22 protein-coding genes are annotated in these 25,643 nt (G+C 71.1%); 18 read left to right on the top strand and 4 right to left on the bottom strand.

Annotated features, from left to right (window positions below; genetic code table 11):
* Positions 1-6: 6 nt before the first annotated feature.
* Positions 7-1,464 (bottom strand): MFS transporter, encoded by a 1,458-nt coding sequence (locus tag ACIBVL_RS00715; protein ID WP_399089520.1) that lies wholly within the window; start codon positions 1,462-1,464, stop codon positions 7-9.
* A gap of 153 nt (positions 1,465-1,617) precedes the next feature.
* Between ACIBVL_RS00715 and ACIBVL_RS00710 the strand changes: the two genes are divergently transcribed.
* On the top strand, positions 1,618-2,184 hold the full coding sequence (locus tag ACIBVL_RS00710; RefSeq protein WP_399089517.1) for a TetR/AcrR family transcriptional regulator: 567 nt from the start codon (positions 1,618-1,620) through the stop codon (positions 2,182-2,184).
* Positions 2,185-2,345: 161 nt separating this feature from the next.
* Here ACIBVL_RS00710 and ACIBVL_RS00705 read toward each other — a convergent pair whose 3' ends face one another.
* The 3 genes from ACIBVL_RS00705 to ACIBVL_RS00695 all read right to left on the bottom strand — a co-directional run bounded on the left by ACIBVL_RS00705 (position 2,346) and on the right by ACIBVL_RS00695 (position 5,278).
* Positions 2,346-3,524 carry a TerD family protein gene (locus ACIBVL_RS00705; protein ID WP_399091943.1) on the bottom strand — a complete coding sequence of 393 codons (1,179 nt, stop codon included), beginning with the start codon at positions 3,522-3,524 and terminating at the stop codon, positions 2,346-2,348.
* 59 nt (positions 3,525-3,583) lie between these two features.
* Positions 3,584-4,354, bottom strand: coding sequence for a DeoR/GlpR family DNA-binding transcription regulator (locus ACIBVL_RS00700; RefSeq protein ID WP_399089514.1), 771 nt, complete (start codon positions 4,352-4,354; stop codon positions 3,584-3,586).
* Between the two features lie 114 nt (positions 4,355-4,468).
* Complete coding sequence (locus ACIBVL_RS00695) at positions 4,469-5,278, bottom strand: NAD-dependent epimerase/dehydratase family protein (RefSeq protein ID WP_399089511.1); 810 nt, start codon at positions 5,276-5,278, stop codon at positions 4,469-4,471.
* Between the two features lie 189 nt (positions 5,279-5,467).
* Here ACIBVL_RS00695 and ACIBVL_RS00690 point away from each other — a divergent pair, with 189 nt between their 5' ends.
* From ACIBVL_RS00690 to ACIBVL_RS00610, 17 genes are all read left to right on the top strand, one after another.
* On the top strand, positions 5,468-6,475 hold the full coding sequence (locus ACIBVL_RS00690; protein ID WP_399089508.1) for a 5-dehydro-4-deoxyglucarate dehydratase: 1,008 nt from the start codon (positions 5,468-5,470) through the stop codon (positions 6,473-6,475).
* Entirely contained in the window at positions 6,472-7,635 is a 1,164-nt protein-coding gene (locus ACIBVL_RS00685; RefSeq protein WP_399089505.1) for a hypothetical protein, read from the top strand. Before ACIBVL_RS00690 ends, ACIBVL_RS00685 begins: the two co-directional genes overlap by 4 nt.
* A 227-nt stretch (positions 7,636-7,862) precedes the next feature.
* Positions 7,863-8,462, top strand: coding sequence for a TIGR03086 family metal-binding protein (locus ACIBVL_RS00680; protein ID WP_399089502.1), 600 nt, complete (start codon positions 7,863-7,865; stop codon positions 8,460-8,462).
* 335 nt (positions 8,463-8,797) lie between these two features.
* Positions 8,798-10,267 carry a hypothetical protein gene (locus tag ACIBVL_RS00675; RefSeq protein ID WP_399089499.1) on the top strand — a complete coding sequence of 490 codons (1,470 nt, stop codon included), beginning with the start codon at positions 8,798-8,800 and terminating at the stop codon, positions 10,265-10,267.
* Between the two features lie 127 nt (positions 10,268-10,394).
* Positions 10,395-11,147 carry an MBL fold metallo-hydrolase gene (locus ACIBVL_RS00670; protein WP_399089496.1) on the top strand — a complete coding sequence of 251 codons (753 nt, stop codon included), beginning with the start codon at positions 10,395-10,397 and terminating at the stop codon, positions 11,145-11,147.
* A gap of 131 nt (positions 11,148-11,278) precedes the next feature.
* Positions 11,279-11,947 carry a GntR family transcriptional regulator gene (locus ACIBVL_RS00665; protein ID WP_399089493.1) on the top strand — a complete coding sequence of 223 codons (669 nt, stop codon included), beginning with the start codon at positions 11,279-11,281 and terminating at the stop codon, positions 11,945-11,947.
* A complete protein-coding gene (locus ACIBVL_RS00660) occupies positions 11,944-12,855 on the top strand; it encodes a dihydrodipicolinate synthase family protein (RefSeq protein ID WP_399089490.1) in 912 nt (303 codons plus the stop codon). Before ACIBVL_RS00665 ends, ACIBVL_RS00660 begins: the two co-directional genes overlap by 4 nt.
* Positions 12,852-14,597 carry an L-arabinonate dehydratase gene (gene araD, locus ACIBVL_RS00655; RefSeq protein ID WP_399089487.1) on the top strand — a complete coding sequence of 582 codons (1,746 nt, stop codon included), beginning with the start codon at positions 12,852-12,854 and terminating at the stop codon, positions 14,595-14,597. Before ACIBVL_RS00660 ends, araD begins: the two co-directional genes overlap by 4 nt.
* 108 nt (positions 14,598-14,705) lie before the next feature.
* Positions 14,706-15,641 (top strand): carbohydrate ABC transporter permease, encoded by a 936-nt coding sequence (locus tag ACIBVL_RS00650; RefSeq protein ID WP_399089484.1) that lies wholly within the window; start codon positions 14,706-14,708, stop codon positions 15,639-15,641.
* Complete coding sequence (locus ACIBVL_RS00645) at positions 15,638-16,537, top strand: carbohydrate ABC transporter permease (RefSeq protein WP_399089481.1); 900 nt, start codon at positions 15,638-15,640, stop codon at positions 16,535-16,537. The genes ACIBVL_RS00650 and ACIBVL_RS00645 overlap by 4 nt, the downstream gene beginning before the upstream one ends.
* Complete coding sequence (locus ACIBVL_RS00640; RefSeq protein WP_399089478.1) at positions 16,534-17,817, top strand: polysaccharide lyase family 1 protein; 1,284 nt, start codon at positions 16,534-16,536, stop codon at positions 17,815-17,817. The genes ACIBVL_RS00645 and ACIBVL_RS00640 overlap by 4 nt, the downstream gene beginning before the upstream one ends.
* On the top strand, positions 17,814-18,983 hold the full coding sequence (locus ACIBVL_RS00635; protein ID WP_399089475.1) for a Gfo/Idh/MocA family protein: 1,170 nt from the start codon (positions 17,814-17,816) through the stop codon (positions 18,981-18,983). The genes ACIBVL_RS00640 and ACIBVL_RS00635 overlap by 4 nt, the downstream gene beginning before the upstream one ends.
* A complete protein-coding gene (locus ACIBVL_RS00630) occupies positions 18,983-19,831 on the top strand; it encodes a PmoA family protein (RefSeq protein ID WP_399089472.1) in 849 nt (282 codons plus the stop codon). Before ACIBVL_RS00635 ends, ACIBVL_RS00630 begins: the two co-directional genes overlap by 1 nt.
* Positions 19,828-21,327: a family 43 glycosylhydrolase gene (locus ACIBVL_RS00625; protein WP_399089469.1), complete on the top strand. Its 1,500-nt coding sequence runs from the start codon at positions 19,828-19,830 to the stop codon at positions 21,325-21,327. The genes ACIBVL_RS00630 and ACIBVL_RS00625 overlap by 4 nt, the downstream gene beginning before the upstream one ends.
* A gap of 32 nt (positions 21,328-21,359) precedes the next feature.
* A complete protein-coding gene (locus tag ACIBVL_RS00620; protein WP_399089466.1) occupies positions 21,360-23,357 on the top strand; it encodes a pectinesterase family protein in 1,998 nt (665 codons plus the stop codon).
* Between the two features lie 51 nt (positions 23,358-23,408).
* A complete protein-coding gene (locus ACIBVL_RS00615; RefSeq protein WP_399089463.1) occupies positions 23,409-24,746 on the top strand; it encodes an ABC transporter substrate-binding protein in 1,338 nt (445 codons plus the stop codon).
* A 96-nt stretch (positions 24,747-24,842) separates the two neighbouring features.
* Positions 24,843-25,637, top strand: coding sequence for a rhamnogalacturonan acetylesterase (locus ACIBVL_RS00610; RefSeq protein WP_399089460.1), 795 nt, complete (start codon positions 24,843-24,845; stop codon positions 25,635-25,637).
* Positions 25,638-25,643 lie beyond the last annotated feature (6 nt).

Below are 25,643 nucleotides of genomic sequence, written 5' to 3'. Positions count from 1 at the left end.
GAGGCATCAGGCGTCGGCCGTCGGCGTCCTCCGCCTTCCCCGGATCGCGAACGCCGCCACCAGCAGGGCTGTCAGGGCGATCAGGGCGGCCGTTCCGAAGGCGCGGGAGGCGCCGTGGGTGAGGATGTCGGTGGGCGTGCCGGTGGCGTCGCGGGTGGCGGTGCCGTAGACCGTGACCAGCACGGAGAGGCCGAGGGTGCCGCCGAGCCACTGGAGGGTCTGCAGGAGGCCGGAGGCGGCGCCGGCCTCGTGGGGGGTGACCTTGGCGAGGATGGTGGCGTTCAGGGGCATCAGGGCCAGGCCGATGCCGACGCCCAGGATGACGAGCGGGCCGAGCAGGGCCGGCGCGTAGCCGTCGCCGGGGCGCAGGCGCCACAGCCAGGCGCCGGCGGTGGCGAGCAGGGTCATGCCGGTCAGGACCAGCGGCTTGGCGCCGAAGCGTGCCAGCATCCGCGGCACGAACCGCACGGTCGTGAACATCACCGCCGTCATGGGGAGGAAGGCGATGCCGGCGCGCAACGGGCTGTAGTCCAGGACCTGTTGGCTGATCAGGGTGAGGAAGTAGAAGGCGCCGAACATGCCCGCCGGAAGCAGCAGGACGCCCACGAAGGCGCCCGCCCGGTCGCGGTCGGCGAAGAGTCGCAGCGGCATGATCGGCTGCTGGGCACGGGACTCGGTCAGGGCGAAGCCGACCAGGAGGACGGCCGCGAGCGTGAACCCGAGCAGCGCCCGGGTGTCGCTCCAGCCCTCCTCCGACACCCGGATGAACGAGTACACCAGCGAGGTGGTCCCCGCGGTGCCGGTCAGGGCGCCCGGCGCGTCGAAGCGGCCGGCCTGGCGCGGGGTCTCGGTGACGAGGCGGGGCAGCGCGAGGGCGACCGCGAGGCCGATGGGTACGTTGATCAGCAGCGCCCAGCGCCAGGACGCCCATGACGTGAGCATGCCGCCGAGGACCAGGCCGATGGAGGCGCCGATGCCGGCCGTGGAGGAGTAGACGCCGAGGGCGTGGTGGCGGCGGGGGCCCTCGGGGAAGTTGGTGGTGATCAGGGCGAGGGTGCTCGGTGCGGTGAGTGCGGCGCCGACCCCCTGCAGCGCGCGGGCGGCGAGCAGCCCGCCGTCGTCGACGGCGAGTCCGCCGAGGAGGGACGAGCCGGCGAAGAGCAGGACACCGAGGGTGAGCGTACGGCGGCGGCCGAGGATGTCGCCGGTACGGCCGCCGAGCAGCAGTAATCCGCCGAAGGCGAGGGTGTAGGCGTTGAGCACCCAGGACAGGCCGGTGGGGCTGAAGCCCAGGTCGCGCTGGATGTCGGGCAGGGCGACGTTGACGACGGTGGAGTCGACGCCGACCATCAGGTACGCCGTGACGATGACCAGGAGGACGGCGCGCAGCCGGGTCGCGGACTCCGGAGGTGCGGAAGGGGGCTCGGCGGTCGTGGACGAGGTGGATGGGGACGGGGTGGACATGGGGTACTCCCTGTCTGGTGTCCCCGCGTCAAGTGGTGGAGCATGCGGGCAGCACGAAGTAGCCCGCAGAGACAAGCGCAATAAGCGGGGACTGTCTCCGTTTAGTGCTCGATAAAATACGGAGAGAGTCCCCGGTTCGCAAGGAGTAACTGGATGACGCAGGTCAGACCCATGCGCGCGGACGCTCGCCGCAACTACGAGCGGTTGCTGAAGGCGGCGGTGGAGGCCTTCGCCGAGCATGGGGAGGGCGCCTCCCTCGACGACATCGCCAAGCGGGCGGGCGTTGGCTCAGGCACCCTGTACCGGCACTTTCCGACGCGGCAGGCGCTGCTGGAGGCGGCGTACGTGGACCGGATCGAGGCGCTCGCGGTGCGCGCCGACGAGCTGGGCTCGGAGCTGGCGCCGGGGGAGGCGCTGGTGGAGTGGCTCAATGAGCTGTGCGTCGGGACGATCCAGGTGCGGGGGATGAAGGCGCTGCTGGGGTCTGCCGTGACCGATGGGAGTGCGGCGGCGGTGACGGTCTGCGGGACGCGGATGAAGGACGCGGCGACCCGGTTGGTGGAGGCGGCGCAGCGGGAGGGGGTGCTGCGGGGGGATGTCGAGCCAATCGATGTGCTGCGGCTGGCGCACGGGGTCGCCACCGCGTCGGAGTTGGCGAAGGGGGACGGGAGCGCGATTCGGCGGTATGTGTCGCTGTTGACGGAGGGGCTGCGGGCGTAGGGGGGCAGGCGCCGTGTGCCGGGGCCGGCGGCCGGGGGTGGGTTGGCTCGCCCGCGCCGGCGGGGTGCCGCTGCGCCCACCCTCCCCCACTTCCGTCGTCGCTCGAGCGGGGGGACCGCCATCGCCCCAGCGTCACGACTGCCCTGGGACGCGATCGATGTCTACAGTGCCTCCGCCGCCGGTTTCACCATGTTGCGTACCGTCCTCGCCTTGACGAACCGGCCCATCGCCGTCATGTCCCACTCGCCGGAGAACTGGCGGATGAGCTTGGCCATCATCACGCCTGTCTGGGGTTCGGCGTTGGTGAGGTCGAAGCGGACCAGTTCCTCGCCGGTGGTGGCGTCGAGGAGGCGGCAGTAGGCCTTGGCGACCTCGGTGAACTTCTGGCCTGAGAAGGAGTTGACCGTGAAGACCAGGCCGGTGACCTCCTGGGGGAGCCGGCCCAGGTCGACGACGATCACCTCGTCGTCGCCTCCGCCCTCGCCGGTGAGATTGTCGCCGGAGTGCTTGATCGCGCCGTTCACGATGGACAGCTTGCCGAAGTAGCAGCTGTCGATGTGGTTGCGCTGGGGGCCGTAGGCGATGACGGAGGCGTCCAGGTCGATGTCGCTGCCGCGGTACGCCGGCTCCCAGCCGAGGCCCATCTTGACCTGCGAGAGCAGCGGACGGCCGCCCTTGACGAGGGAGACGGTCTGGTTCTTCTGGAGGCTGACGCGGCCCTTGTCCAGGTTGATCTTCCCGGCGCCGGGGGCCGGGGCGGCCGGAGCCGGCGGGGCCGGGGGCATCGGCGGGGCGGCCGCGGGAGCCACGGGTGTCGCGGCCGGCGCGGGCTGCGCGGGTGCCGACGGTTCCTCCACCGTCACGCCGAAGTCCGTCGCGATCCCGGCCAGGCCGTCGGCGTACCCCTGGCCGACGGCCCGGGCCTTCCAGGCGCCGTTGCGCAGATAGATCTCCACGACCACCAGGGCCGTCTCGGTGCCGAGCTGCGGGGGTGTGAAGGTGGCCAGGACGCTGTTGTCGTCCGCGCTGCGGATCGTCGCCGTCGGTTCGATGCCCTGGAACGTCTGGCCCGCGGCGTCCGGGCTCGCGGTGACGACGATCTTCTCGATGCCCGGGGGGACGGCGCCGGTGTCGACCGTGATCGCGTCGGGGGACGTTCCGCCGCCGGAGCGGTACGTCACGCCGGGGCCGCTCGGCTGGTTGTAGAAGATGAAGTCGTCGTCGGAGCGCACCTTGCCGTCGGCGGTGAGCAGCAGGCCCGATACGTCGAGCCGCACCGGTGCGGCGACGTCCACCGTCACGCGCGCGACGGGGAGAGGGATGTTCGAGCCGGGGGTCATAGCTGTCATGCAGGGGGAACGAACGGGGCCGCTTTACCGTTCCCTTACCTGCGGGTGGATCAGACGCGCAGGACCTGCGGCCCCAGCAGTGAGTAGCGGTGGGCCTCGGCCGCCGGCAGCAGCGTGCTCGTGACGATCGCCTCCAGGACGCCGACCTCCGCGAACCGGCAGAAGCTGACCGCTCCGAACTTGGTGTGCACGCCCACGAAGACCACCCGCCGCGCCGCCCGCACGGCCTGCGCCTTGACCTCGCCGACGGCCGGGTCGGGGGTGGTCAGACCGTGTTCTCGGGAGATGCCGTTGGCGCCGAGGTAGGCGAGGTCGACGACGAAGCCGGCCAGCATGTTGGTCGTCCAGTGGTCGACGGTCGCCAGGGTGCCTGCGCGGACCCGGCCGCCGAGGAGCAGCACGGAGACGTTGCCGTTTCCGGCGAGCGCGCTCGCGACCGGCAGGGAGGCGGTGACCACGGTCAGCGGCCGGTCCACGGGCAGTGCCTCGGCGATGAGCTGCGGGGTGAAGCCCTCGTCGACGAAGACCGTCTCGGCGTCCCCGAGCAGCCCGGCCGCGGCGGTGGCGATCCGGCGCTTCTCGGGGACGTGGCTGGTGGCGCGGAAGGCCAGCGTCGTCTCGAAGCCGGCGCTCTCCACGGGGTAGGCGCCGCCGTGCGTACGGCGCACCAGTCCGTGGTCCTCCAGGGCGCGCAGATCCCGCCGTACGGTCTCCTTGGCCACGCCCAGTTCGGTGGCGAGCGCGGCGACGTCGACCGAGCCGGTGGCGCGGGCGGCGCGCACGATCTCCCGCTGCCGGTCCTCCGCCGTTCTCGGGACCATGTTCCCGCCTCCCTTCGCTGCCCGTTCGGGCCCCTGAGGGAAGTTCTACAGCGGGTGCGCGGCGCCGACCAGGTCCGTTGCGGGACCGAGGCGGCCCGCGCCGGCCCGTTTCGGTCAGTACGGCCAGATGGGCGGGTCGCTGACGAAGTGGCCGCCCAGGTAGGCGTGTGCGATGTTCTCCGGGTCCAGCTCGCCCTGCTCGGCGATGAGCTTCTCGGCGTACGGCTCGGAGTCGTCCTGCGGCTCGTAGCCGAGCGCACGCGCCGAGGTGAGGTCCCACCACAGGCGGGTGTTGGCGGAGGAGCCGTAGACGACGGTGTGGCCGACGTTCTCGGCGGTCAGCGCCGCGTGGAAGAGGCGGGCGCCGTCGGCGGGGCTCATCCAGACCGACAGCATCCGCACACCGGTCGGCTCGGGGAAGCAGGAGCCGATGCGCACCGACACCGTCTCCAGACCGTGCTTGTCCCAGTAGAGCTGGGCGAGGTCCTCGCCGAAGGACTTGGACAATCCGTAGAAGGTGTCCGGGCGGCGCGGGGTGTCGACAGGGATCAGGGGGTCGTCGCCCTGCGGGCGGGGGGTGAAGCCGACCGCGTGGTTGGAGGAGGCGAAGACGATCCGTCCGACGCCCTCCGCGCGGGCGGCCTCGTACACGTTGTACGTCCCCTCGATGTTCGCCTTGAGGATCTTCTCGAAGGGGGCTTCCAGGGAGATGCCCGCGAGGTGGATGATCGCGTCGACGCCCCGCACGGCCTCCCTGAGGGCCTCCCGGTCGGCGAGGTCCGCGACGATCGCGTCCGGCTCGCCCTCGATGGGCCGCAGGTCGAGCAGGCGCAGCTCGTAGCCGTGGTGGGGGAGCAGGTCCCGCATCAGCGTGCCGAGGCCGCCGGCGGCGCCGGTGAGCAGGACGGTGCGGGGAGCGGGCATCCTCGGGTCTCCTCGGATCGACTCTTGGCAGCGGCCGTCTACTTGGACGCTATTCACATGCGTGGACACGCTAAGGATCTCCCGCATGCTGCGTCAAGTGTGCCGCCGACCTGGCGGTTTCGCTCGTGTGGCGCCGCCTCCGAGCTTGACCGGGCCGGAAAGGGCTTCATAGGGTGAGCGTGTTCAGAAATGTGGACACTGGTCAGAAGAACGCACGCGTCGTTCCAGGGAGAGCCCGTGACGTCAGCCCCGCTCGCCGCCCCTCTCTCCGCCCGTCTCCGCGTCCCCAGCGGACCGCTGTTCTTCCCCGTGACGGCCTACGGCCCCGACGGCTCCGTCGACCTCGACGTCTTCCGCGCCCATGTGCGCCGAGGGGTGGAGGCCGGGGCGGCCGCCGTCTTCGCCTGCTGCGGCACGGGAGAGTTCCACGCCCTCACCCCGGAGGAGTTCCAGGCGTGCGTAGGGGCGGCCGTCGAGGAGACCGGCGGCCGGGTGCCGGTCGTCGCGGGCGCCGGGTACGGGACCGCCCTCGCCGAGCGCTACGCGCGGCTCGCGCGGGATGCCGGGGCGGACGGGCTGCTCGCCATGCCGCCCTACCTCGTCGTCGCCGCCCAGGAGGGCCTGCTGCGGCACTACCGGGAGCTGGCGGCCGCGACGGCGCTCCCCGTGATCGTCTACCAGCGCGACAACGCCGTCCTCACCCCCGGCACCGTCGTCGAACTCGCCCGCACCGAGGGGATCATCGGCCTCAAGGACGGCCTCGGCGACCTCGACCTGATGCAGCGGATCGTCAGCGCCGTGCGCACCGAGGTCCCCGGCGACTTCCTCTACTTCAACGGCCTGCCGACCGCGGAGCAGACCCAGCTCGCCTACCGCGCCATCGGCGTCGCCCTCTATTCCTCCGCCGTGTTCTGCTTCGCCCCCGAGATCGCCCTCGCCTTCCACCGCGCGCTCACCACCGGCGACGAGACGACCGTCCACCGTCTGCTCGACGGCTTCTACCGTCCGTTCGTCGAACTGCGCGCCCAGGGCCGCGGCTACGCCGTCTCCCTCGTCAAGGCCGGCGTCCGGCTGCGGGGCCTCGACGTGGGCGAAGTCCGCCCGCCGCTGCACGAACCGGGCGAGGATCACCTCAAGCAGCTCGCCCAGGTGATCGAGCGCGGATACGCGCTCCTGGAGGAGGAGAAGAACAAGTGAAGGCGTCGACGTTCGTCTATCCCTGGGACGTCAACGGCGATCCCGCGGCCGCCGCCCGGATCGCCTCGCTCGGTGTGGAGCAGGTGACCCTGGCCGCCGCCTACCACTCCACCCGCGCCCTCACCCCCCGCCACCCCCGCCACCGCATCGTCACCGCCGAGCACGCGGCCGTGCTGTACCCGGTGGACGGCCGCTGGGAGGGCCGGGCGCTGCGCCCGTACGCGGCCGGCGACTGGGCTCCCGGCGACGCGTACGGCGAGGCCGCCGAGGCCCTCGCGGGCGCGGGCCTGGAGGTGCACACCTGGGTCGTCCTCGCGCACAACTCCCGCCTGGGCGCCGAGCATCCGCAGACCTCCGTCGTCAACGCCTACGGCGACCGCTATCCCTGGGCGCCGTGCATCGCCCAGCCCGCCACGCGCGCGTACCTCGTCGACCTGGCCGCCGAGGCCGCCGTACGCCCGGGCGCGAGCGGCACGGAACTGGAGTCCCTCGGCTGGTACGGCCTCCAGCATCTGCACGCCCACGACAAGACGGGTGGGGTCGGCCTCGGGGACGCAGGACAGTACCTGATGGCGCTCTGCTTCTGCCCGGCCTGCCGGGACGGCTACGGCGCACAGGGCCTGGACGCCGACGCGCTCGCCACCGCCGTACGCGAGGCGCTGGAGCCCCTGTGGCAGGGGACGCAGCAGGACGAAGGCTGGGCGGGCGTCGAGAAGCTGCTCGGTGCGGAGACCGCCGCGGCCACCCGCGCGTGGCGGGACGACACCGCCCGCACGCTCCAGGAGGCGGCGGTCGCCGCCGTCCGCGCGGCCGCCCCCGACGGTTTCCAGGTGCTGCTGCACGCCGACCCCGTGACCTACCACGTCGGCGCCAACGCGGGAGTCGACCCCGCGCACATCCTGTCCGTCGCGGACGGGGTCGTGGTGCCCTGCGCGGGCGGACCCGGCCTGATCACCCCGTTCGCCGGGCAGGGCCGGGAGGACGCCGTCCTCGCCGCGAACTTCGGCGTCGTCTCCGGCATGGGCGGCAGCCCGGGGACACTCGCGGCCGACACCGCCCGCGCGCGGGAGCACGGCGCGACGGAGATCCGGCTGTACCACGCCGGGCTGGCCTCGGACGCGGACCTCTCGGCCGTACGGGAGGCGCTGGCCGCGCGCTGAGCCGGAAAACAGGAACGGCTCGTCAGGATGACTGACGGACCGGGAGACCCCGGGGATGCGAGAGGCCAACCGCTCGCGGTCGCTCAGCTGCCGCGACGTCTCTTTACCCGAACACGGCCCGACCGTGCAGTGCCAGGTCGCGATCGAATCCGACCGATGAGTTTCGCGGTCGGCGCGGGTCACTTCTGGAGTACACCGTTGGGACGACGCACCCCTCGGAGGCGCAGATGACCGGCACGACGACGCTCGACCTCGGGCCGCAGACACGGGTCGTGGCCCGGCTCGTGGAGGGCGTGAGGGACGAACAGCTCACGGATCCCACCCCGTGTCCCGGATGCGCGGTGCGCAACATGCTCGGGCATCTGACGGGTCTCTCCGTCGCCTTCCGGAACGCGGCGCGCAAGGAGTCGGGGCCCGTGACCGACACCGCGCCGGACGCGGCCGCCTCGGAGCCCGGTCCTCGATGGCGTGCGGAATGCCCCGCCGTGCTCGACGGCCTCGCCGCCGCCTGGCGTGACCCGGCCGCCTGGACCGGCATGACCAGGGCGGGCGGCCTCGACCTGCCCGGCGCGGTCGCCGGTGCCGTCGCCGTCGACGAACTGGTCATCCACGGCTGGGACCTGGCGCGGGCCACCGGCCAGGAGTACGTACCCGACCCGGCGGCGCTGCGGGCGGCGTACGCCTTCCTGCGGGCGGCCGCCGACGAGGCGGACCGCGGCGGCGCCTTCGGCCCCGTCGTGCCCGTCCCGGACGAGGCCCCGCTGCTCGACCGTGCGGTCGGGCTGAGCGGGCGCGATCCGGGGTGGACGCCGGAGGTGGCGGGCTGACCCGTGGGCCGAGCGGTACCGCACAGGTCCGAACTTCTTTCCCAGAGCCGCGGGTTCGTCACGCGTGGACGCACCGGGGCGCGGGTCGGTCTTCCGCGGGCCGCCTGTGCCTGGTCTCCTGGGGGGTGCGTGGATCGCAGGGCGCGTGGCCTCTTTCGGGTGGGGAGTCGGGCATGGCGGCAGCCACCGTGCGGTACCTTCCGTCGCCCCTTCGGCGGCCGGCGCACACGAGCGCCCCACGGGCAGCGGCGTCGCCGCCGGCGATGCGATCCGCGCGAGGCTCCTGGACCGGGCCTTCGACCACGTGCTGAGGGATGTCGCGCTCTGGAGGACTTGTGGGTCTCGTATTTGACCGTTGGTCGGCCGAACGGACCTGGACGGAGGTGGAGAAGTCGATCGAGGCGTGCGGCTGCGGCGACGGACGCCCCTGCGCGGACCCCCGGCTGAGCCGGCGTCATCGGATGCTGCGCCGATTCTGCCGCCCGTCGGCCCTCCACGGCGGTGGTGTCGACATGTCGCCGAAGCTGCTGAGCGTGCTGGGGGCCGACCACGGGCACATCGGCACCGCGGAGGTCATGGACATCGTGCGCGGCGCGTGGGGCGCGGGGCGCGGATACATGTCCACCGCCGCCGGGGACGCCGCCATCTCGTGGGCACTGCGCCACATCGCGCTGAGCGGTGTCACGGACGGGTGTCCGTGCGGCGGAACCTACGACGAGCAGGCCGCGAGCATCCTGGCGGTCGGCATCGCCGAAGACGTCCTGTCCGGTGCCGGGACGCAAACCACCATGGCGCTGGAGAAGCGGACCGTCGGCGCCGCACCCGAGGCGAGCTATGTGCACGACGTATGGGTCGCGCAGCTCTTCGGCAGCCTGTACTACCTCGGATACTCCAGCAGGTCGACGGCACCGATATGGGCTGCCTGGGAGGTGTGGCTGTCGCACCGGCGTCAGAAGCACGGCCAGCCGCAGCTGGAAGGTTTCCTCGGGCTGCCGGGCAGCGACGATCTGGACGAGAGGACCGTCGTCGACGGGGTCGCCGACTGTCTGCGCTCGATGGCCACCCGGCTGATCGACGGCACGGTGGTCGCCAGGGGCGATCTCGACGTCCATGACATGCGTGACCTGATGAGGGTGCGCTCCGGCCTCAACGTCCACGGGGCGGGGTTCGGGTGCCGCACCGAGGTGTCCGTGGCCGCGCAGATGTCGGCCCAGACCCAGGAGGTCTTCGACAGCCGCTACCTGGACGGATACAACACGGGTTGGTACCGGTACTACGACACCCCGCAGGGCGTCGACAGGCTCTGCAACCGCCTGTGGACCCTGGGGGCCACCGCCCCGGGCGGTCTGTCCGTCCTGACCACGTTCGTGTACGGGATGTGCGACCCGCGGCACAGCCTGGTCGGACGACTGCCGTCACCGGCCGACCCGGGCGCCGTGTGCGACTGGCCGCTCGCCCGCGAAACGGAGACCCTCCTTCGGTGCGACCCGGCTCCGATCACGACGACGGACTGCCCTCCCGTGCCCGACAGCGCGGCGGACTACGCGCGGGACATGCTGGAGGCGCTGTGCGCCGAGCCGGATTCCCCTCACCCCGTGGTGCTGTTGAAACGCTGGGAGAGGATGTTACGCATGGCCTTCAAGATCGACGCCCGGTCGGTCGCCTCCGTGGCCCTGCCGATGCTCGCCGCCATGGTGCGCGTCTTCCGGTATGTGCTCGTTCTGTCCGGCGAACGCCATCGCGCGCGACGGCTGTCCGCCCAGACGCCTTTCGGGCGGCGAGCCGGGGGTGCCGACGCCTTCTGACGCCGCGCTGCCGCCAGGAGGCCGCTCCGCGCCGGACGGGCCGGGTGCCGTAGACGGTCCCATGATCCCGGCGTAGACCCACGCAAACCGGCCGCGTCCCGCGGGGGCGGAACGTACGCTCCCCACCATGCCCCTCAGCCTCACCATCCTCGGCACCGCCTCCCCGTACCCCCGGCCGGGCCGTCCCTGCTCCGGCTATCTGCTGCGTGGTGGAGGCACCGAGATATGGATCGACGCGGGGCCCGGGACGTTCGCCGAGTTGCAGCGGCACACGGATCCCGAGCGGCTCACGGCGATCTGGATCTCACACCTGCACGCCGACCACAGCGCAGATCTCCTCGCCGCCGCCTACGCGTTCGCCTACGGCGGCATGGTCCCGCCGGTGCCGATCCGGGTGTACGCGCCCACCGACTGCGCCCGGCGTCTGGCGGGCTTCTTCGGGCGGCCGGACATACGGTTCCTGAGCGGCGTCTTCGACTTCCGTCCCCTGTACGACGGCCACACCGTCCGGCACTGGAACCTGCGTCTCACCTCGCGCGCGGTGGCGCACGACACCGAGGCGTACGGGCTGCGCGCCGAGTCGCAGGGCAGCGTCCTCGCCTACTCCGGGGACAGTGGTCCGTGCGACGCGCTCGCCGAACTCGCCTCCGGGGCCGACCTGTTCCTGTGCGAGGCGGACATCGACCGGCATGGCGGAAGCGAACAGGCACATCTGACGCCGGAGGACGCCGGGGACATCGCCCGCAAGGCCGGCGTGCGGGAGCTGTTCGTCACCCATGTCGGGCCCACCCTCACCCGCGAGGCGGCCACCTCCAGGGCCGCCGCCGCCTTCGGGCATCCCGCCCGCACCGCACGCGAGGGCGAAACCATCCCTTTCTGACGCCTCGGGCGCCGCAATCCCCACTTCTTTTGCCGGAAGCATTGACGAAACACAGGGGCCCTCCTACCTTCAACGCGTCGTACTTCGTACGTCATATATGAGACGCGATATGTGAGATCAGAGAGGCGCGCATGACCTCCGTGCCCACGCCGATCCCGTCCCGCACGCAATACGTGCTGGAGGAGATCAAACGCCGCATCCTCACCGGGCAGTTGACGCCGGGCCAGGCCCTGGTCGAGACCGAGCTCGCCGCACGCTTCGGGGTGTCCAAGACCCCGGTGCGCGAGGCGCTCAAGACCCTGGCCGGCACCGGACTGGTCGTCATGAGCCAGTACAAGGGCGTCACGGTGCGCATGGTGGACGCGGACATGGCGCGCGAGGTCTACGACGTACGACTGCTGCTCGAACCCGAGGCGCTGAAGCGGGCCGTGCGTCGCGGAGCCTCCCTGGACGCCGCGCGGGAAGCTCTGACCAGGGCAGACGAGGCGACCGACACCGCCGAACGGTCCCTCGCCAACCGCGAGTTCCACCGCGCGCTGTACCTGCCGTGCGGCAACCCGCTGCTCGGCCGGATGCTCGACGAGGTCCGTGACCAGGCCGCCCTGGTCTCCGCCGTCGCCTGGGCCGCCTCACCCTCCTGGGAGCGCGAGGCCGGTGAGCACCGCGAGATCCTGCGGCTCGCCCTGGCCGGCGACGCGGACGGCGCGGCCCGCGCGCTCCACGCCCACATCGCGTCCTTCGTGCACCGGGCGTTCCCCGAGACCGCCGACGGCATCCAGGCAGAGGAAGGTCAGGAATGAGCAGCGTGGCGTTCGAGACCCAGCGTGCGGCCCTGGCCGACGTGGTGGCCATCCCGGTGACCCCGTTCGCCGAGGACGGCTCCGTCGACCGGGACGCCCACCGAGCCCTGCTGCGCCGTCTGCTCGACGGCGGGATCACCACCCTGACCCCGAACGGCAACACGGGCGAGTTCTACGCCCTCACCCCCGAGGAGCGGCGGCTCGTCACGGAACTGACGATCGACGAGGCGGGGGAGCGTTCCGTCATCCTCGTCGGGGTCGGCCATGACGTCCCCACCGCGGTCGCCTCCGCCCGGCACGCCCTCGAGCGGGGCGCCCAGATGGTGATGGTGCACCAGCCCGTCCACCCCTACGTCTCGCAGCGCGGCTGGGTCGACTACCACCGGGCCATCGCCGAGGCCGTGCCCGAGCTGGGTGTCGTCCCGTACATCCGCAACGCGCAGCTGCACGGCGAGCGCCTCGCCGAACTCGCCGACGCCTGTCCGAACGTGGTCGGCGTGAAGTACGCCGTCCCGGACGCGGCGCGCTTCGCCGCCTTCGCCCGCGACGCGGGCCTGGAGCGCTTCGTCTGGGTCGCGGGCCTCGCCGAGCCCTACGCTCCCTCGTACTTCTCCGCGGGCGCCACCGGCTTCACCTCGGGGCTGGTGAACGTCGCCCCGGCCGTTTCGCTGAACATGATCGAAGCGCTTCGATCAGGGGACTACCCAGCGGCGATGAAGGTCTGGGAACAGATCCGCCGCTTCGAGGAGCTGCGGGCCGCGAACGGCTCCGCCAACAACGTCGTCATCGTCAAGGAAGCCCTTGCCTCCCTGGGCCTGTGCCGCCGGGACGTCCGTCCGCCGAGCCGCCAACTGCCTGCGGACGAGCGTGCCGAGGTCGCCGCCATCGCCGCCGGGTGGTCCATATGAAGCGCTTCGACGATCTTCCCCGGAAGCGCCCGGAGGAGCTCAGGAGCCACCAGTGGTACGGCACCGACGGCCTGCGCTCCTTCAGCCACCGCGCCCGCACCCGCCAGCTCGGCTACCTCCCCGAGGAACACCTCGGCAAGCCGGTCATCGCGATCCTCAACACCTGGTCGGACATCAATCCCTGTCATGTGCACCTCCGTGATCGCGCCCAAGCGGTCAAGCGGGGCGTGTGGCAGGCGGGCGGCTTCCCGCTGGAGTTCCCGGTCTCCACGCTGAGCGAGACCTTCCAGAAGCCGACCCCGATGCTCTACCGCAACCTGCTCGCGATGGAGACGGAGGAGCTGCTGCGTTCGTACCCGGTCGACGGCGCCGTCCTGATGGGCGGCTGCGACAAGACCACCCCCGCGCTGCTCATGGGCGCGGCGAGCGTCGACCTGCCGACCGTCTTCGTGCCCGCCGGACCCATGCTGCCCGGCCACTGGCGCAACGAGGTCCTCGGCTCCGGTACCGACATGTGGAAGTACTGGGACGACAAGCGCGCCGGCCTCATCGGCGACTGCGAGCTGGCCGAACTGGAGAACGGCCTCGCCCGCTCACCGGGCCACTGCATGACCATGGGCACGGCGTCCACGCTGACGGCCGCGGCGGAGGCGCTGGGGGTGACGGTTCCGGGCGCGTCGAGCATTCCGGCGGTGGACTCGGGGCACGATCGGATGGCGGCACAGTCCGGCATGAGGATCGTGGAACAAGTCCACCGGGGACGTGTTCTCTCGTCGATCCTCACCCGTGACGCCTTCGAGGACGCCGTCACCACCGTCCTCGGTCTCGGCGGCTCCACCAACGCCGTCATCCACCTCATCGCCATGGCCGGCCGCGCGGGCATCCGCCTCACCCTGGACGACTTCGACCGCATCGCCCGCACGGTCCCCGTGCTGGCCAACGTCCGTCCCGGCGGCCAGAAGTACCTCATGGAGGACTTCCACTTCGCCGGCGGCCTGCCCGGCTTCCTCTCCCGCATCCCGGACCTGCTCCACCTGGACCGGCCCACGGTGTCGTACGACACGATGCGCGAGCAGATCGCCGGTTCCCAGGTCCACGACGACGACGTCATCCGGCCCCGGGACAACCCGGTGGCGAGCGAGGGCGGGGTCGCCGTGCTGCGCGGCAACCTCTGCCCCGACGGCGCCGTCATCAAGCACATCGCCGCCGAGCCGCACCTGCTCAAGCACACCGGTCCCGCGGTCGTCTTCGACGACTACAGGACCATGCAACGCACCATCAACGACCCGGAGCTGGGCATCACCGCCGACAGTGTGCTGGTGCTGCGCGGCTCCGGCCCCAAGGGCGGACCCGGCATGCCCGAGTACGGCATGCTGCCCATCCCCGACCACCTGCTGAAGCAGGGCGTGCGGGACATGGTCCGGATCTCCGACGCCCGGATGAGCGGCACGAGTTACGGCGCCTGTGTGCTGCACGTGGCGCCGGAGTCGTACGTCGGCGGACCGCTCGCCCTGGTCCGCACGGGCGACCGGATCACCCTGGACGTCGACGCCCGCACCCTCCATCTCGAGGTGGACGACGAGGAGCTGGAGCGGCGCCGGGCGGCCTGGACACCGCCGCCCACCCGCTACGAGCGCGGCTACGGCGCGCTCTACAACGAGCAGATCACCCAGGCCGACACCGGCTGCGACTTCGAGTTCCTGGCCCGCCCGGGCAAGGTCGCGGACCCCTACGCGGGCTGAACGGCACCAAGGACGACAGCGCACACCCCTGCCCGGCGAGAAAGCGCTTCCTGCACGCGAGAGAACGAGCACGACGCACGCACGACGTACCGAGAACGGAGAACAGTCATGGCCCAAGCCGCAGCCGTGGCGAAACCGCCCGCGCCACCCCGGCGGCGCCGTGCCTCCGCCACGCCCCGCAGGCTTCCGTACCTGCTGATCGCGCCGGCGGCCCTGCTGATGCTGGGCTTCATCGCCTACCCGGTCATCAGCGTCTTCTACTACAGCCTGCAGAACTACAACCCCACCAAGCCGTGGCGGAACGGCTTCGCGGGCTTCGACAACTTCGTCCACGCCTTCACCGACGACCCGCAGTTCTGGGACACGCTGACCTTCAGCGCCAAGTGGGTCGTCGTCGAGGTCGGCCTGCAACTGCTGTTCGGTCTTGCCCTGGCGCTGATCGTCAACCAGACCTTCGTGGGCCGGGCGCTGGGCCGTGCCCTCGTCTTCTCCCCGTGGGCCGTCTCCGGGGTGCTGACCTCCGCGATCTGGGTGCTGCTCTACAACTCCCAAACAGGCATCACCCGTTACCTCGCCGACATGGGCATCGGCTCCTACGGCACCAGCTGGCTGTCGGACACCTCCACCGTCTTCCCGGCGGCGATCGTCGCCGACCTGTGGCGCGGCGTCCCCTTCTTCGCGATCCTCATCCTCGCCGACCTCCAGTCCGTCTCGAGGGACCTGTACGAGGCCGCCGAGGTCGACGGGGCGAGCCGGGTGAAGCAGTTCTGGCACATCACCTTGCCCCATCTGAAGGACGCCATCGTCCTGTCCACGCTGCTGCGCGCGGTGTGGGAGTTCAACAACGTCGACCTGCTCTACACGCTCACCGGCGGCGGTCCGGCGGGGGAGACCACCACCCTCCCGCTGTACATCGCCAACACCAGCGTCGACGCCCACAACTTCGGCTACGCGTCCGCGCTCACCACGGTCGCGTTCGTGATCCTGCTCTTCTGCTCGATGGTCTATCTGCGGCTCAGCAAGTTCGGAGGTGAAGGCAAGTGATCACCAAGGAGGCCACCGAGGTCGCGCCCGCCCCCGTGCCCCTGACGCCCGCCGCCGACCAGCGGCCGCGCAAGAAGCACCGCGCCTGGGACGAGGTCCCGCGCTGGCAGATCTACGTCCCGCTGTCGATCTACCTGGTCTTCACTCTCGTCCCCTTCTACTGGATCCTGCTCTTCGCGCTCCGCCCGGCCGGCTCGACCTCGCTCGTGCCCTGGCCGATGACCTTCGACCACTTCGAGAAGGTCTGGAACGAGCGGGACTTCGGCGTCTACTTCCAGAACAGCGTCCTCACCGGCGTCGCGACCCTGCTGCTGACCACCCTGGTCGCGCTGACCGGCGGCTACGCGCTCGCCCGCTTCGACTTCAAGATCAAGCGCGGTTTCATGCTGGCCCTGCTGTGCACCCAGTTCGTCCCGGGCGCGCTGCTCCTGGTCCCGCTCTTCCAGATCTTCGCCGAGCTGAAGATGATCAACTCCCTCGGCAGTGTGATCATCGCCGAGACGGTCTTCCAGCTGCCCCTGTCGATGATCCTGATCAGCGGCTTCATCCGGAACGTGCCCTACTCCCTGGAGGAGGCCGCCTGGGTCGACGGCTGCAACCGGCTCACCGCCTTCCGTATCGTCGTCCTGCCCCTCCTGCGACCCGGACTGATCGCCGTCGGCTCCTTCGCCTTCGTGCACGCCTGGAACCACTTCCTCTTCGCCCTGATGTTCCTGTCCGACCAGACCAAGCAGACCATCCCGGTGGGCCTCAACACCCTGATGAGCGCGGACAGCGTCGACCTCGGCGCCCTGGCCGCGGGCGGCATCATCGCCGCCGTCCCCGTGGTGATCGTGTTCGCCTTCATCCAGAAGTGGCTGATCACCGGGTTCAGCGCGGGGGCGGTGAAGGGATGAGGCTTCGTCAGGTACTGGTCGTGGTGGCCGCTTTGGGGCTGCTGTGCGTCCCCGCGCACGCCGACGCCCGCGACATCGGCCGCGACACCCTCGCCCCCGACGACGGCTGGGCCGCGTACGGCACCGGAACCACCGGCGGAGCGGCCGCCGACGACGCCCACGTCCACACGGTCACCGACCGCGCCGGACTGGTCCGCGCCCTCGACGGCGGCAGCGCCACCCCGAAGATCATCAAGATCGCCGGGACGATCGACGCCAACACCGACGACGACGGCGACCACCTGGACTGCGCCGACTACGCCACCGACGGCTACAGCCTGAAGAAGTACCTCTCCGCCTACGACCCCCGCACCTGGGGCCCGGCCAGGCCGAGCGGCGCGCAGGAGGAGGCCCGCCAGGCCTCGGCGGCCAAGCAGGCCGAGCGGGTCGTGCTCACCGTCGGCTCCAACACCACGATCGTCGGCCTGGGCGAGGGCGCCGTCCTCAAGGGCGCGAGCCTCCAGGTCAGGAACGCGGACAACGTCATCCTCCGCAACCTCGACCTGCGCGACGCCTACGACTGCTTCCCCGTCTGGCAGCCCAACACCGGCGGCCTCGGCGACTGGAAGACGGCCTACGACAACGTCTGGCTGACCGGCTCGACCCATGTCTGGGTCGACCACATCACGGCGAGCGACCGGGGCCACCCCGACGCGAAGGAGCCCACCTACTTCGCCCGCAACTACCTCCGCCACGACGGTCTGCTGGACATCACCAACGGCTCCGACCTGGTCACCGTCTCCTGGAGCCGGTTCGCCGACCACGACAAGGCGATGCTCATCGGCAACGGGGACACGGCCACCGGCGACCGGGGCAAGCTCCGGGTCACCCTGCACCACAACCAGTTCGAGTCCGTCGTACAGCGCGCGCCGCGCGTCCGCTTCGGGCAGGTGCACGTCTACGACAACCGGTACGTGGTCACGGACGACCACCGGTACTCGCTGGGCGTCTCCACCGAGTCCGCGATTCACGCCGAGAACAACGCCTTCCACACCCCGGGACACGTCGAGGTCGCCGACCTGGTCAAGAGCTGGAACGGCACCGCCCTGCACCAGAGCGGCACCCTCTTCAACGGCTGGCCCGTCGACCTGCTGGCGATCCACAACGCGTACAACAGCGGCAGCGAGCGCGATCTCACGGCGGACGTCGGCTGGACGCCTACCCTGCACGGAAAGATCGACAGCGCCGAGGTGGCCGACCGCGAGGTGGCCCACGGCGCGGGCGCAGGGAGGATCCCATGAGTTCCACAAGCACCGCCGTACCCGTCGTCCTCGCGGGCGCGCGCGGCCACGGCCGCTGGCACCTGGACAACATCCGCCGGCTCCAGGACAAGGGGATCGTCCGGCTGGCCGGCATCTGCGAGCTGACCCCGCTCACCCCGCACGAGATCCCCGAGGGCCTGGGCACGCCCGAGCAGTCGGCGGACTTCGACGCGCTCCTCGACGCCACGGGCGCCCGCATCGCGGTGATCTGCACACCGATCCCGACCCACACCGACCTGGCGCTGATCGCGGCCCGCAAGGGGGTGCACCTGCTCCTCGAGAAGCCGCCGGCGCCGTCGTACGCGGAGTTCCGCCGGATGGCCGACGGGGTCGCCGAGGCGGGCGTGGTCTGCCAGATCGGCTTCCAGTCGCTGGGCTCGCACGCCGTGCCCGCGATCCGCGAGCTGATCGCCGACGGGGTGATCGGCGAGGTCGCCGGGGTCGGCGGCGCCGGGGCCTGGGCGCGGGCCGAGGCGTACTTCCGGCGGGCGCCCTGGGCGGGCAGGCGCCGGCTGAACGGCGTCGACGTCATCGACGGCGCCCTCACCAACCCGCTCGCGCACGCCGTCGCCACCGCGCTCGCCCTGGCCGGCGCCACCCGCGCCGAGGACGTCACCGGCATCGAGACCGAGCTGGCGCACGCCAACGCCATCGAGTCCGACGACACCTCCTGCGTCCGGATCACCACCGCCGACGACCTGCCGATCGTCGTGGCCGCGACCCTGTGCGCGGAGGACCCCGACGACCCCTACGTCGTCGTCCACGGCAGCCGGGGCCGGATCACCTACTGGTACAAGCAGGACCGCGTCCTGCTCCAGCGCGCCGACCACGGACCCGAGGAGTTCGAGTACGGCCGCACCGACCTGCTGGAGAACCTCGTCGACCACCTCACCGACGGGACGGAACCGCTCGTCCCGCCGGCCGCCACGGAAGCCTTCATGAAGGTCGTCGAGGCGATCCGGGTGGCCCCCGACCCCGTGCAGCTGCCCGATGACACCTGGCACCTGCTCAAGGACGAGGACCGCCGGGTCGTCCCCGGCATCGACGGGCTCGTCGCGGCGGCCGCCGACACCCTCGCCCTCTACTCCGAACTGGGCGCCCCCTGGGCGCTCACGACCGCGCATCCGAAAGAGGTGAGCACCTGATGACGGCACCCGACTCACCGGTCGTCCTGCGCGTCGCGGGCCGCCCGGTCGGCCGCTACGTCACCCGGCCCGAGCTGTCCGCCCGGCACTCCCCGCGCCCCTACCTCCACCCCGTCACCACCCTGGCCGGCACGGCGGTCACCGAACTGACCCCGGCCGACCACACCCACCACCTCGGCGTCGGTGTAGCCGTTCCCGACGTCGAGGGGCACAACTTCTGGGGCGGGCGCACCTACGTCCGCGACCAGGGCCCGACCGAACTCGACAACCACGGCACCCAGCGCCACAGCTCCTTCCAGCTCCGCGACCCCGACGGCTTCGTCGAGGAGCTGCGCTGGATCGCCTCGGGGGCCGAGCTGCTGCGCGAGCGCCGTACGGTCGCCGCCACCGAACTCACCGACGCCGCCTGGGCGTTGGACTTCACCTTCTCCCTCACCAATGTCACCCCCGCCCCGCTGTCCATCGGCAGCCCGGCCACCAACGGACGCCCGGGCGCGGCCTACGGCGGCTTCTTCTGGCGGGCGAGGAAGGAGGGTTCGGCCCCCGACGTCTTCACCGCCGACACCGAGGGCGAGGCGGAGGTCCACGGCGCCCGCGCCGACTGGCTCGCCCTGGCCGGCGCCGGCTGGACGCTCGTCTTCGCGGGCGCCACCGACGCCACCCGACGTGACCCCTGGTTCGTCCGCGCCGCCGAGTATCCGGGCGTCGGCTCCTCCCTCGCCTCCGAGGCACGGCTGCCGATCCCGCCCGGCGAGACCGCCGTACGCCGGATCGTCACCGTCGTCGCCGACGGCCGCCTGGGCCGCGACGAGGCGGCGGCGCTGGTCAGGAAGGCGGTGACCCAGTGACGTACCGCAATCCGATTCTCAACGCCGACTGGTCGGACCCGGACGTCGTCCGTGTCGGCGACGACTTCTACCTCACCGCCTCCAGCTTCGGCCGGGCCCCGGGCCTGCCGCTGCTGCACTCGCGGGACCTGATCAACTGGACGCTGGTCGGCCACGCGCTGCAGTTCCTGGAGCCCGCCTCGGAGTTCAGGACCCCCCGCCACGACTGCGGAGTCTGGGCGCCCTCCCTGAGGCACCACGACGACCGCTTCTGGATCTTCTGGGGCGATCCCGACCAGGGCATCTTCCAGATCAACGCCCCCGAGATCAGGGGCCCTTGGACCCGCCCCCACCTGGTGAAGGAGGGCAAGGGACTCATCGACCCCTGCCCCCTGTGGGACGAGGAGACCGGCGAGGCGTATCTGGTCCACGCCTGGGCGAAGTCGCGCGCGGGGATCAAGAACCGGCTCACCGGCCATCGTATGCACCCCGACGGGACGTCACTTCTCGACGAGGGCAAGCTGATCGTCGACGGGGACCGCATCCCCGGCTGGTTCACCCTCGAAGGCCCCAAGCTCTACAAACACGACGGCTGGTTCTGGATCCTCGCGCCGGCCGGCGGCGTGGAGACCGGCTGGCAGGGCGCCTTCCGCGCGCGGGAGTTCTTCGGCCCGTACGAGGAGAAGACCGTCCTGGAACAGAAGGACACCGAGGTCAACGGCCCCCACCAGGGCGGCTGGGTGCGCACCCCGTCCGGGGAGGACTGGTTCGTGCACTTCCAGCAGCGGGGCGCCTACGGCCGGGTGGTCCACCTCCAGCCCATGAGCTGGGGGGCCGGAGGCTGGCCGGTGCTCGGCGACGACGGCGCCCCCGTCCTGGAACACCGCCGTCCCGACCTGCCCGCCCAGCCGCCAGCCGCGCCCGCCACCGACGACGACTTCCCCGGGGGACGCTTCGGCCGTCAGTGGCAGTGGACGGCCAACCCCCAGGACGGCTGGGCCACCCACCACTCCGGCGACGGCCTGCGCCTGGCCTGCGTACGGACGGCGGACGCGCACGACCTGCGCAGACTGCCGAACGTCCTCACCCAGCGGCTCCCCGGAACCCCGTCGGCCGTCGAGGTGGAGCTGGCACTGCACGGCGAGGAACCGGGCGCCCGCGCGGGGCTCGCGGTCCTCGGCGACGCGTTCGGCTGGATCGGCCTCCAGCGCGGCACCGACGGGACGGTCCACCTGGTACACCGCTTCGCCGAACCCGTCGCCGAACGGGAACGGGACGCCGACCATCCACGGCTCGCGCCCGAGGGCCGGGCGCGCCTGCGGATCGAGATCGGCGCGGGAGCGCGATGCCGGTTCGCGTACGACATCGGAGAGGGCCTGCGTTTCTCCGGTCCCGTCTTCGCCGCCACTCCCTGGCGCTGGGTCGGCGCCCTGCTCGGTCTCTTCGCGCTCGCCCCCTCGGGAGCGGGGCATGCCGGAGCGGCCTCGTTCACGGAGTTCCGGATCAGACCGCTCTGACCCTTTCCCCTGTACGCCCGTTGGGAGCCGCAATGACGCACTTCCATAGCAAGCGCTTGTCGAGGCGGGATGCCGCCCTGAGACCGGGTGTCGTCCTGGTCGCTGTCGCCGCTCTGCTGGCGGCCCTCGGCCTGGCCTCCGTCGGTGAGGCGCAGGCCGCCGCCGGGCCGAAGGCGGTCACCGCCGATCGCCTGTCCGACCGGGCCCACGGCTTCGCCTCCCTCGCCGGCGGCACCACCGGAGGCGCCGGAGGCAAGGTCGTCACCGTCACCGACCAGGCCGCGCTCGCCGAGTACGCGGCCGCAGAGGAGCCGTACGTCATCCGGGTCAAGGGCTCGGTAGCGGTCGAGCCCTTCGGCTCGGACATCGTCGTGGCCTCGGACAAGACGATCATCGGTGTCGGCGACACCGGCGAGATCGTGCACGGGGAGCTGCACCTGAACCCCGGCACGCACAACGTGATCATCCGCAATCTGACCATCCGGGACTCGTACGTCGAGGGTGACTGGGACGGCAAGACCACGGACTTCGACGCCATCCAGATGGACACCGTCGACCACGTCTGGATCGACCACAACCGCTTCACGCACATGGGCGACGGGCTGCTCGACATCCGCAAGGACAGCCAGTACATCACCGTCTCCTCCAACCAGTTCAGCAACCACAACAAGGCCTTCGGCATCGGCTGGACGACGAACGTCCTCACCCAGATCACCATCGACCACAACTGGTTCACCGGCACCAAGCAGCGCAATCCGTCCGCCGACAACTGCGCCTACGCGCATCTGTACAACAACTACCTGTCCGCCCAGGTGGCCGACGGCGACCCGGTGTGGACGTACGGGAACTGGTCCCGGGGCCACACGAAGATGGTCATCGAGAACAGTTACTACGACGGGGTGCAGCACCCCTACCAGGCCGACGCGACGGCCGAGTTGGTGCAGCGCGGATCGATCCTGAAGAACACGGGCGGTCGCACGGACGAGTGGGGCGCCGCCTTCGATCCCCGGGAGTTCTACGACTACCGGCTGGATCCGGCCGCCGCCGTGCCCGCGCTGGTCAAGCGGTTCTCGGGACCGCAGCGGCGACTCGGTGTCGTGCTCGACGTACCGGCCGCCTACCCGACCGTCCAGGCCGCCGTGGACGCCGTGCCCGACGGCAACGCCGACGCCGTGACCATCGCCGTCGCGCCGGGCACGTACCGCGAGAAGGTCTTCATCCCCGCGACCAAGCCGAACATCGTGCTGCGGGGGACCGGACACGACCGCTCCGACACCGTCATCGTCCACGACACCCCTGCCGCGTACGGGGGTTCGACGGGAAGCGCGACCGTCCGGATCGCCGCGAACGACGTCACGGCCCGCCACCTCACCTTCAGCAACGACTTCGACGAGGCCGCGGTCGAGCTGAACGGCGAGCAGGCCCTCGCCATGAAGACGACCGGTGACCGGATCGTCTTCGAGGACACCGCCTTCCTGGGCAACCAGGACACGTTGATGACCGACAGCCCCAGGCTGACCGCCGTCAGCCGGGTCTACATCCGCGACTCCTACATCGAGGGCGACGTCGACTTCGTCTACGGGCGGGCCACGACCGTGATCGAGCGGTCGGTGATCCGGCTGCTGAGCCGGGGCTCCGCCACCAACAACGGTTATCTGACGGCCGCTTCGACCTGGACGGGCAATCCGTACGGCTTCCTGATCACCCGCTCGAAGGTCGTGAGCGACGCCCCCGACCAGAGCTTCCACCTGGGCCGGCCCTGGCATCCGGGCGGGGAGCCGGAGGCGGTCGCGCAGGTGCTGATCCGGGACACCGAGCTGCCGGCGGCGGTCAAGTCGTCGCCGTGGACCGACATGAGCGGCTTCTCGTGGCGGGACGCGCGGTTCGCCGAGTACCGCAACCACGGCCCCGGGGCCCTCACTTCGGCCGACCGGCCGCAGCTGAACGACGAGGAAGCGTCGACGCACACCGTCGCGCGCTACCTCGAGGGTGCGGACGGCTGGGCGCCGTACGCCCGCGCCACCCACTGACCCCCCACAACTTCATCACTCCGCTGGATCCAGAAGAAGAGAGCCGACCACATGAAGAGCAGCATCCGCAGAAGCAGGCGCGCCGCACTGGCCGTCGCCCTGGGCTCCGTGCTCGCGCTGACCGCCACCGCCTGCGGCGACGACGGCAGCGGCAGCGCGGGGGACAAGGGCAACGAGGGCTCGGGCAAGGGCGAGATCACCTTCTGGGACAACAACGGCGGTGTCCGCACCGACATCTGGAAGGAGATCATCGCCGACTTCGAGAAGGCCAACCCGGACATCAAGGTCAAGTACGTCGGTGTCCCGGCCGACAGCGTCCAGTCCAAGTACGACACCGCCATCCAGGGCGGCGGCCTGCCCGACGTCGGTGGAGTGGGCACCGCGATGCTCGCCGAGGTCGCCGCACAGGGCGCCCTCGAACCGCTGGACAGCCGCCTCGCGAAGAGCGATCTGAACGGCCAGCTCAACGTGAAGTTCCTCGACAGCGTCAAGGCGGCCGGCGTCGACGGCAAGACGTACTCGGTGCCGACCTCCGCCAACAACGGCACCCTGTGGTACCGGACCGATCTGTTCGAGCAGGCCGGGCTGGACGCGCCGACCACCTGGACGAAGTTCTACGAGGCCGCGGACAAGCTCACCGACAAGAGCAAGAACACGTTCGGGTACACCATCCGGGGTGGCGCGGGATCCATCGCCCAGGCGCTGGACGCCACCTACGGGCAGAGCGGTGTCACCGAGTTCTGGAACGGCGACAAGACCACGGTCAACGACCCCAAGAACGTGGCCGCGCTGGAGAAGTACGTCGGCCTGTACAAGAAGGACACCCCGGCCGCCGACGTCAACAACGACTTCACCAAGATGGTCGCCCAGTGGGACAGCGGCACCATCGGCATGCTGAGCCACAACCTCGGCTCCTACGCCGACCACCAGAAGGCCCTCGCCGGCAAGTTCAAGGGCATCCCCGCGCCCACCCAGGACGACGGCACGCGGGTGCAGGTCTCCAACCCCGTCGACGGGCTCGGACTGTTCAAGTCCAGCAAGAACAAGGCCGCCGCCTGGAAGTTCATCGAGTTCGCCGCCTCGCACGAGTCGAACAGCAAGTGGAACGAGACGGCGGGGCAGGTGCCGGCGAACCTGGAGGCGGCCCAGGACAGCTGGGTTCAGTCCTCCGAGCCGACCAAGCTCGCGGCGGAGGCGCTGTCGGGGGACGGAACCAAGATCGTGCAGCTGCCCTACTACCTGCCCGACTGGAACACCATCTCCAAGGCCGACAACGAGCCGAACTTCCAGAAGGTGCTGCTCGGGAAGATGAGCGCGAAGGACTTCCTGGACACGCTCGCCGAGCAGCTGAACGCCGCGCAGGCCGACTGGAAGAAGAACCACGGATAGCCGTTCGGGTGATTGCCCTCGTGGGGAGCTGCGGGTCCGTCGTGGCTGGTCGCGCAGTTCCCCGCGCCCCTGAAAACTCTCGAGAGGTGCACGTTCGTGTCCCTTACCCGTAGGCAGGTCACCTCGGCGGCGCTCGCCGCCCTTCCCCTCGGTGTCGCGGCGGCCGGTACCGCCCATGCCGGGGGACGCAAGCGGACGATCTACATCGCCGGTGACTCCACCGCCGCCCAGAAGTACTCCGACGCCGCTCCCGAGACCGGGTGGGGCATGGCGCTTCCCTTCTTTCTGCACGCCGATCGGCCCGTCGCCAATCACGCGGTGAACGGGCGCAGTTCCAAGAGCTTCATCGACGAGGGGCGGCTCGACGCCATCCTCGCGGCCGTCCGGCCGGGGGACTTCCTCGTCGTCCAGTTCGCGCACAACGACGAGAAGACCACCGACCCCACCCGCTACACCGAGCCCTGGACGACGTACCAGGACTACTTGCGGCAGTACATCGCCGGTGCCCGGGCCAAGGGGGCGCGGCCGGTGCTCGCCACGCCCGTGGAGCGGCGGAGGTTCGACGCCGACGGGAACGCCGTGCCGACGCACGGGGAGTACCCCGCCGCCATGCGGGCGCTCGCCGAGGAGGAGCGGGTCGCGCTGCTCGACATCCAGGCGCTGTCGCTCGCGCTCTGGCAGGAGCTGGGGGTCGAGGAGACCAAGACCTACTTCAACTGGACCGGGACCGAGCAGGACAACACGCACTTCAACCCGCCGGGCGCGATCGCCGTGGCGCGGCTCGTCGCCCGGGAACTGCTGCGGGCGCGGGTGCTCGGACCCCGGGACGTGGTCCGGCTGCGCGACGAGATCCCCACGTCCTGGATCACCTGGCCAGAGCCGCTGTCGTAACAAGAG

Source organism: Streptomyces sp. NPDC049687, from assembly GCF_044465285.1.
Taxonomy (GTDB): domain Bacteria; phylum Actinomycetota; class Actinomycetes; order Streptomycetales; family Streptomycetaceae; genus Streptomyces.
This window is presented reverse-complemented; position numbering and strand designations above follow the sequence as displayed.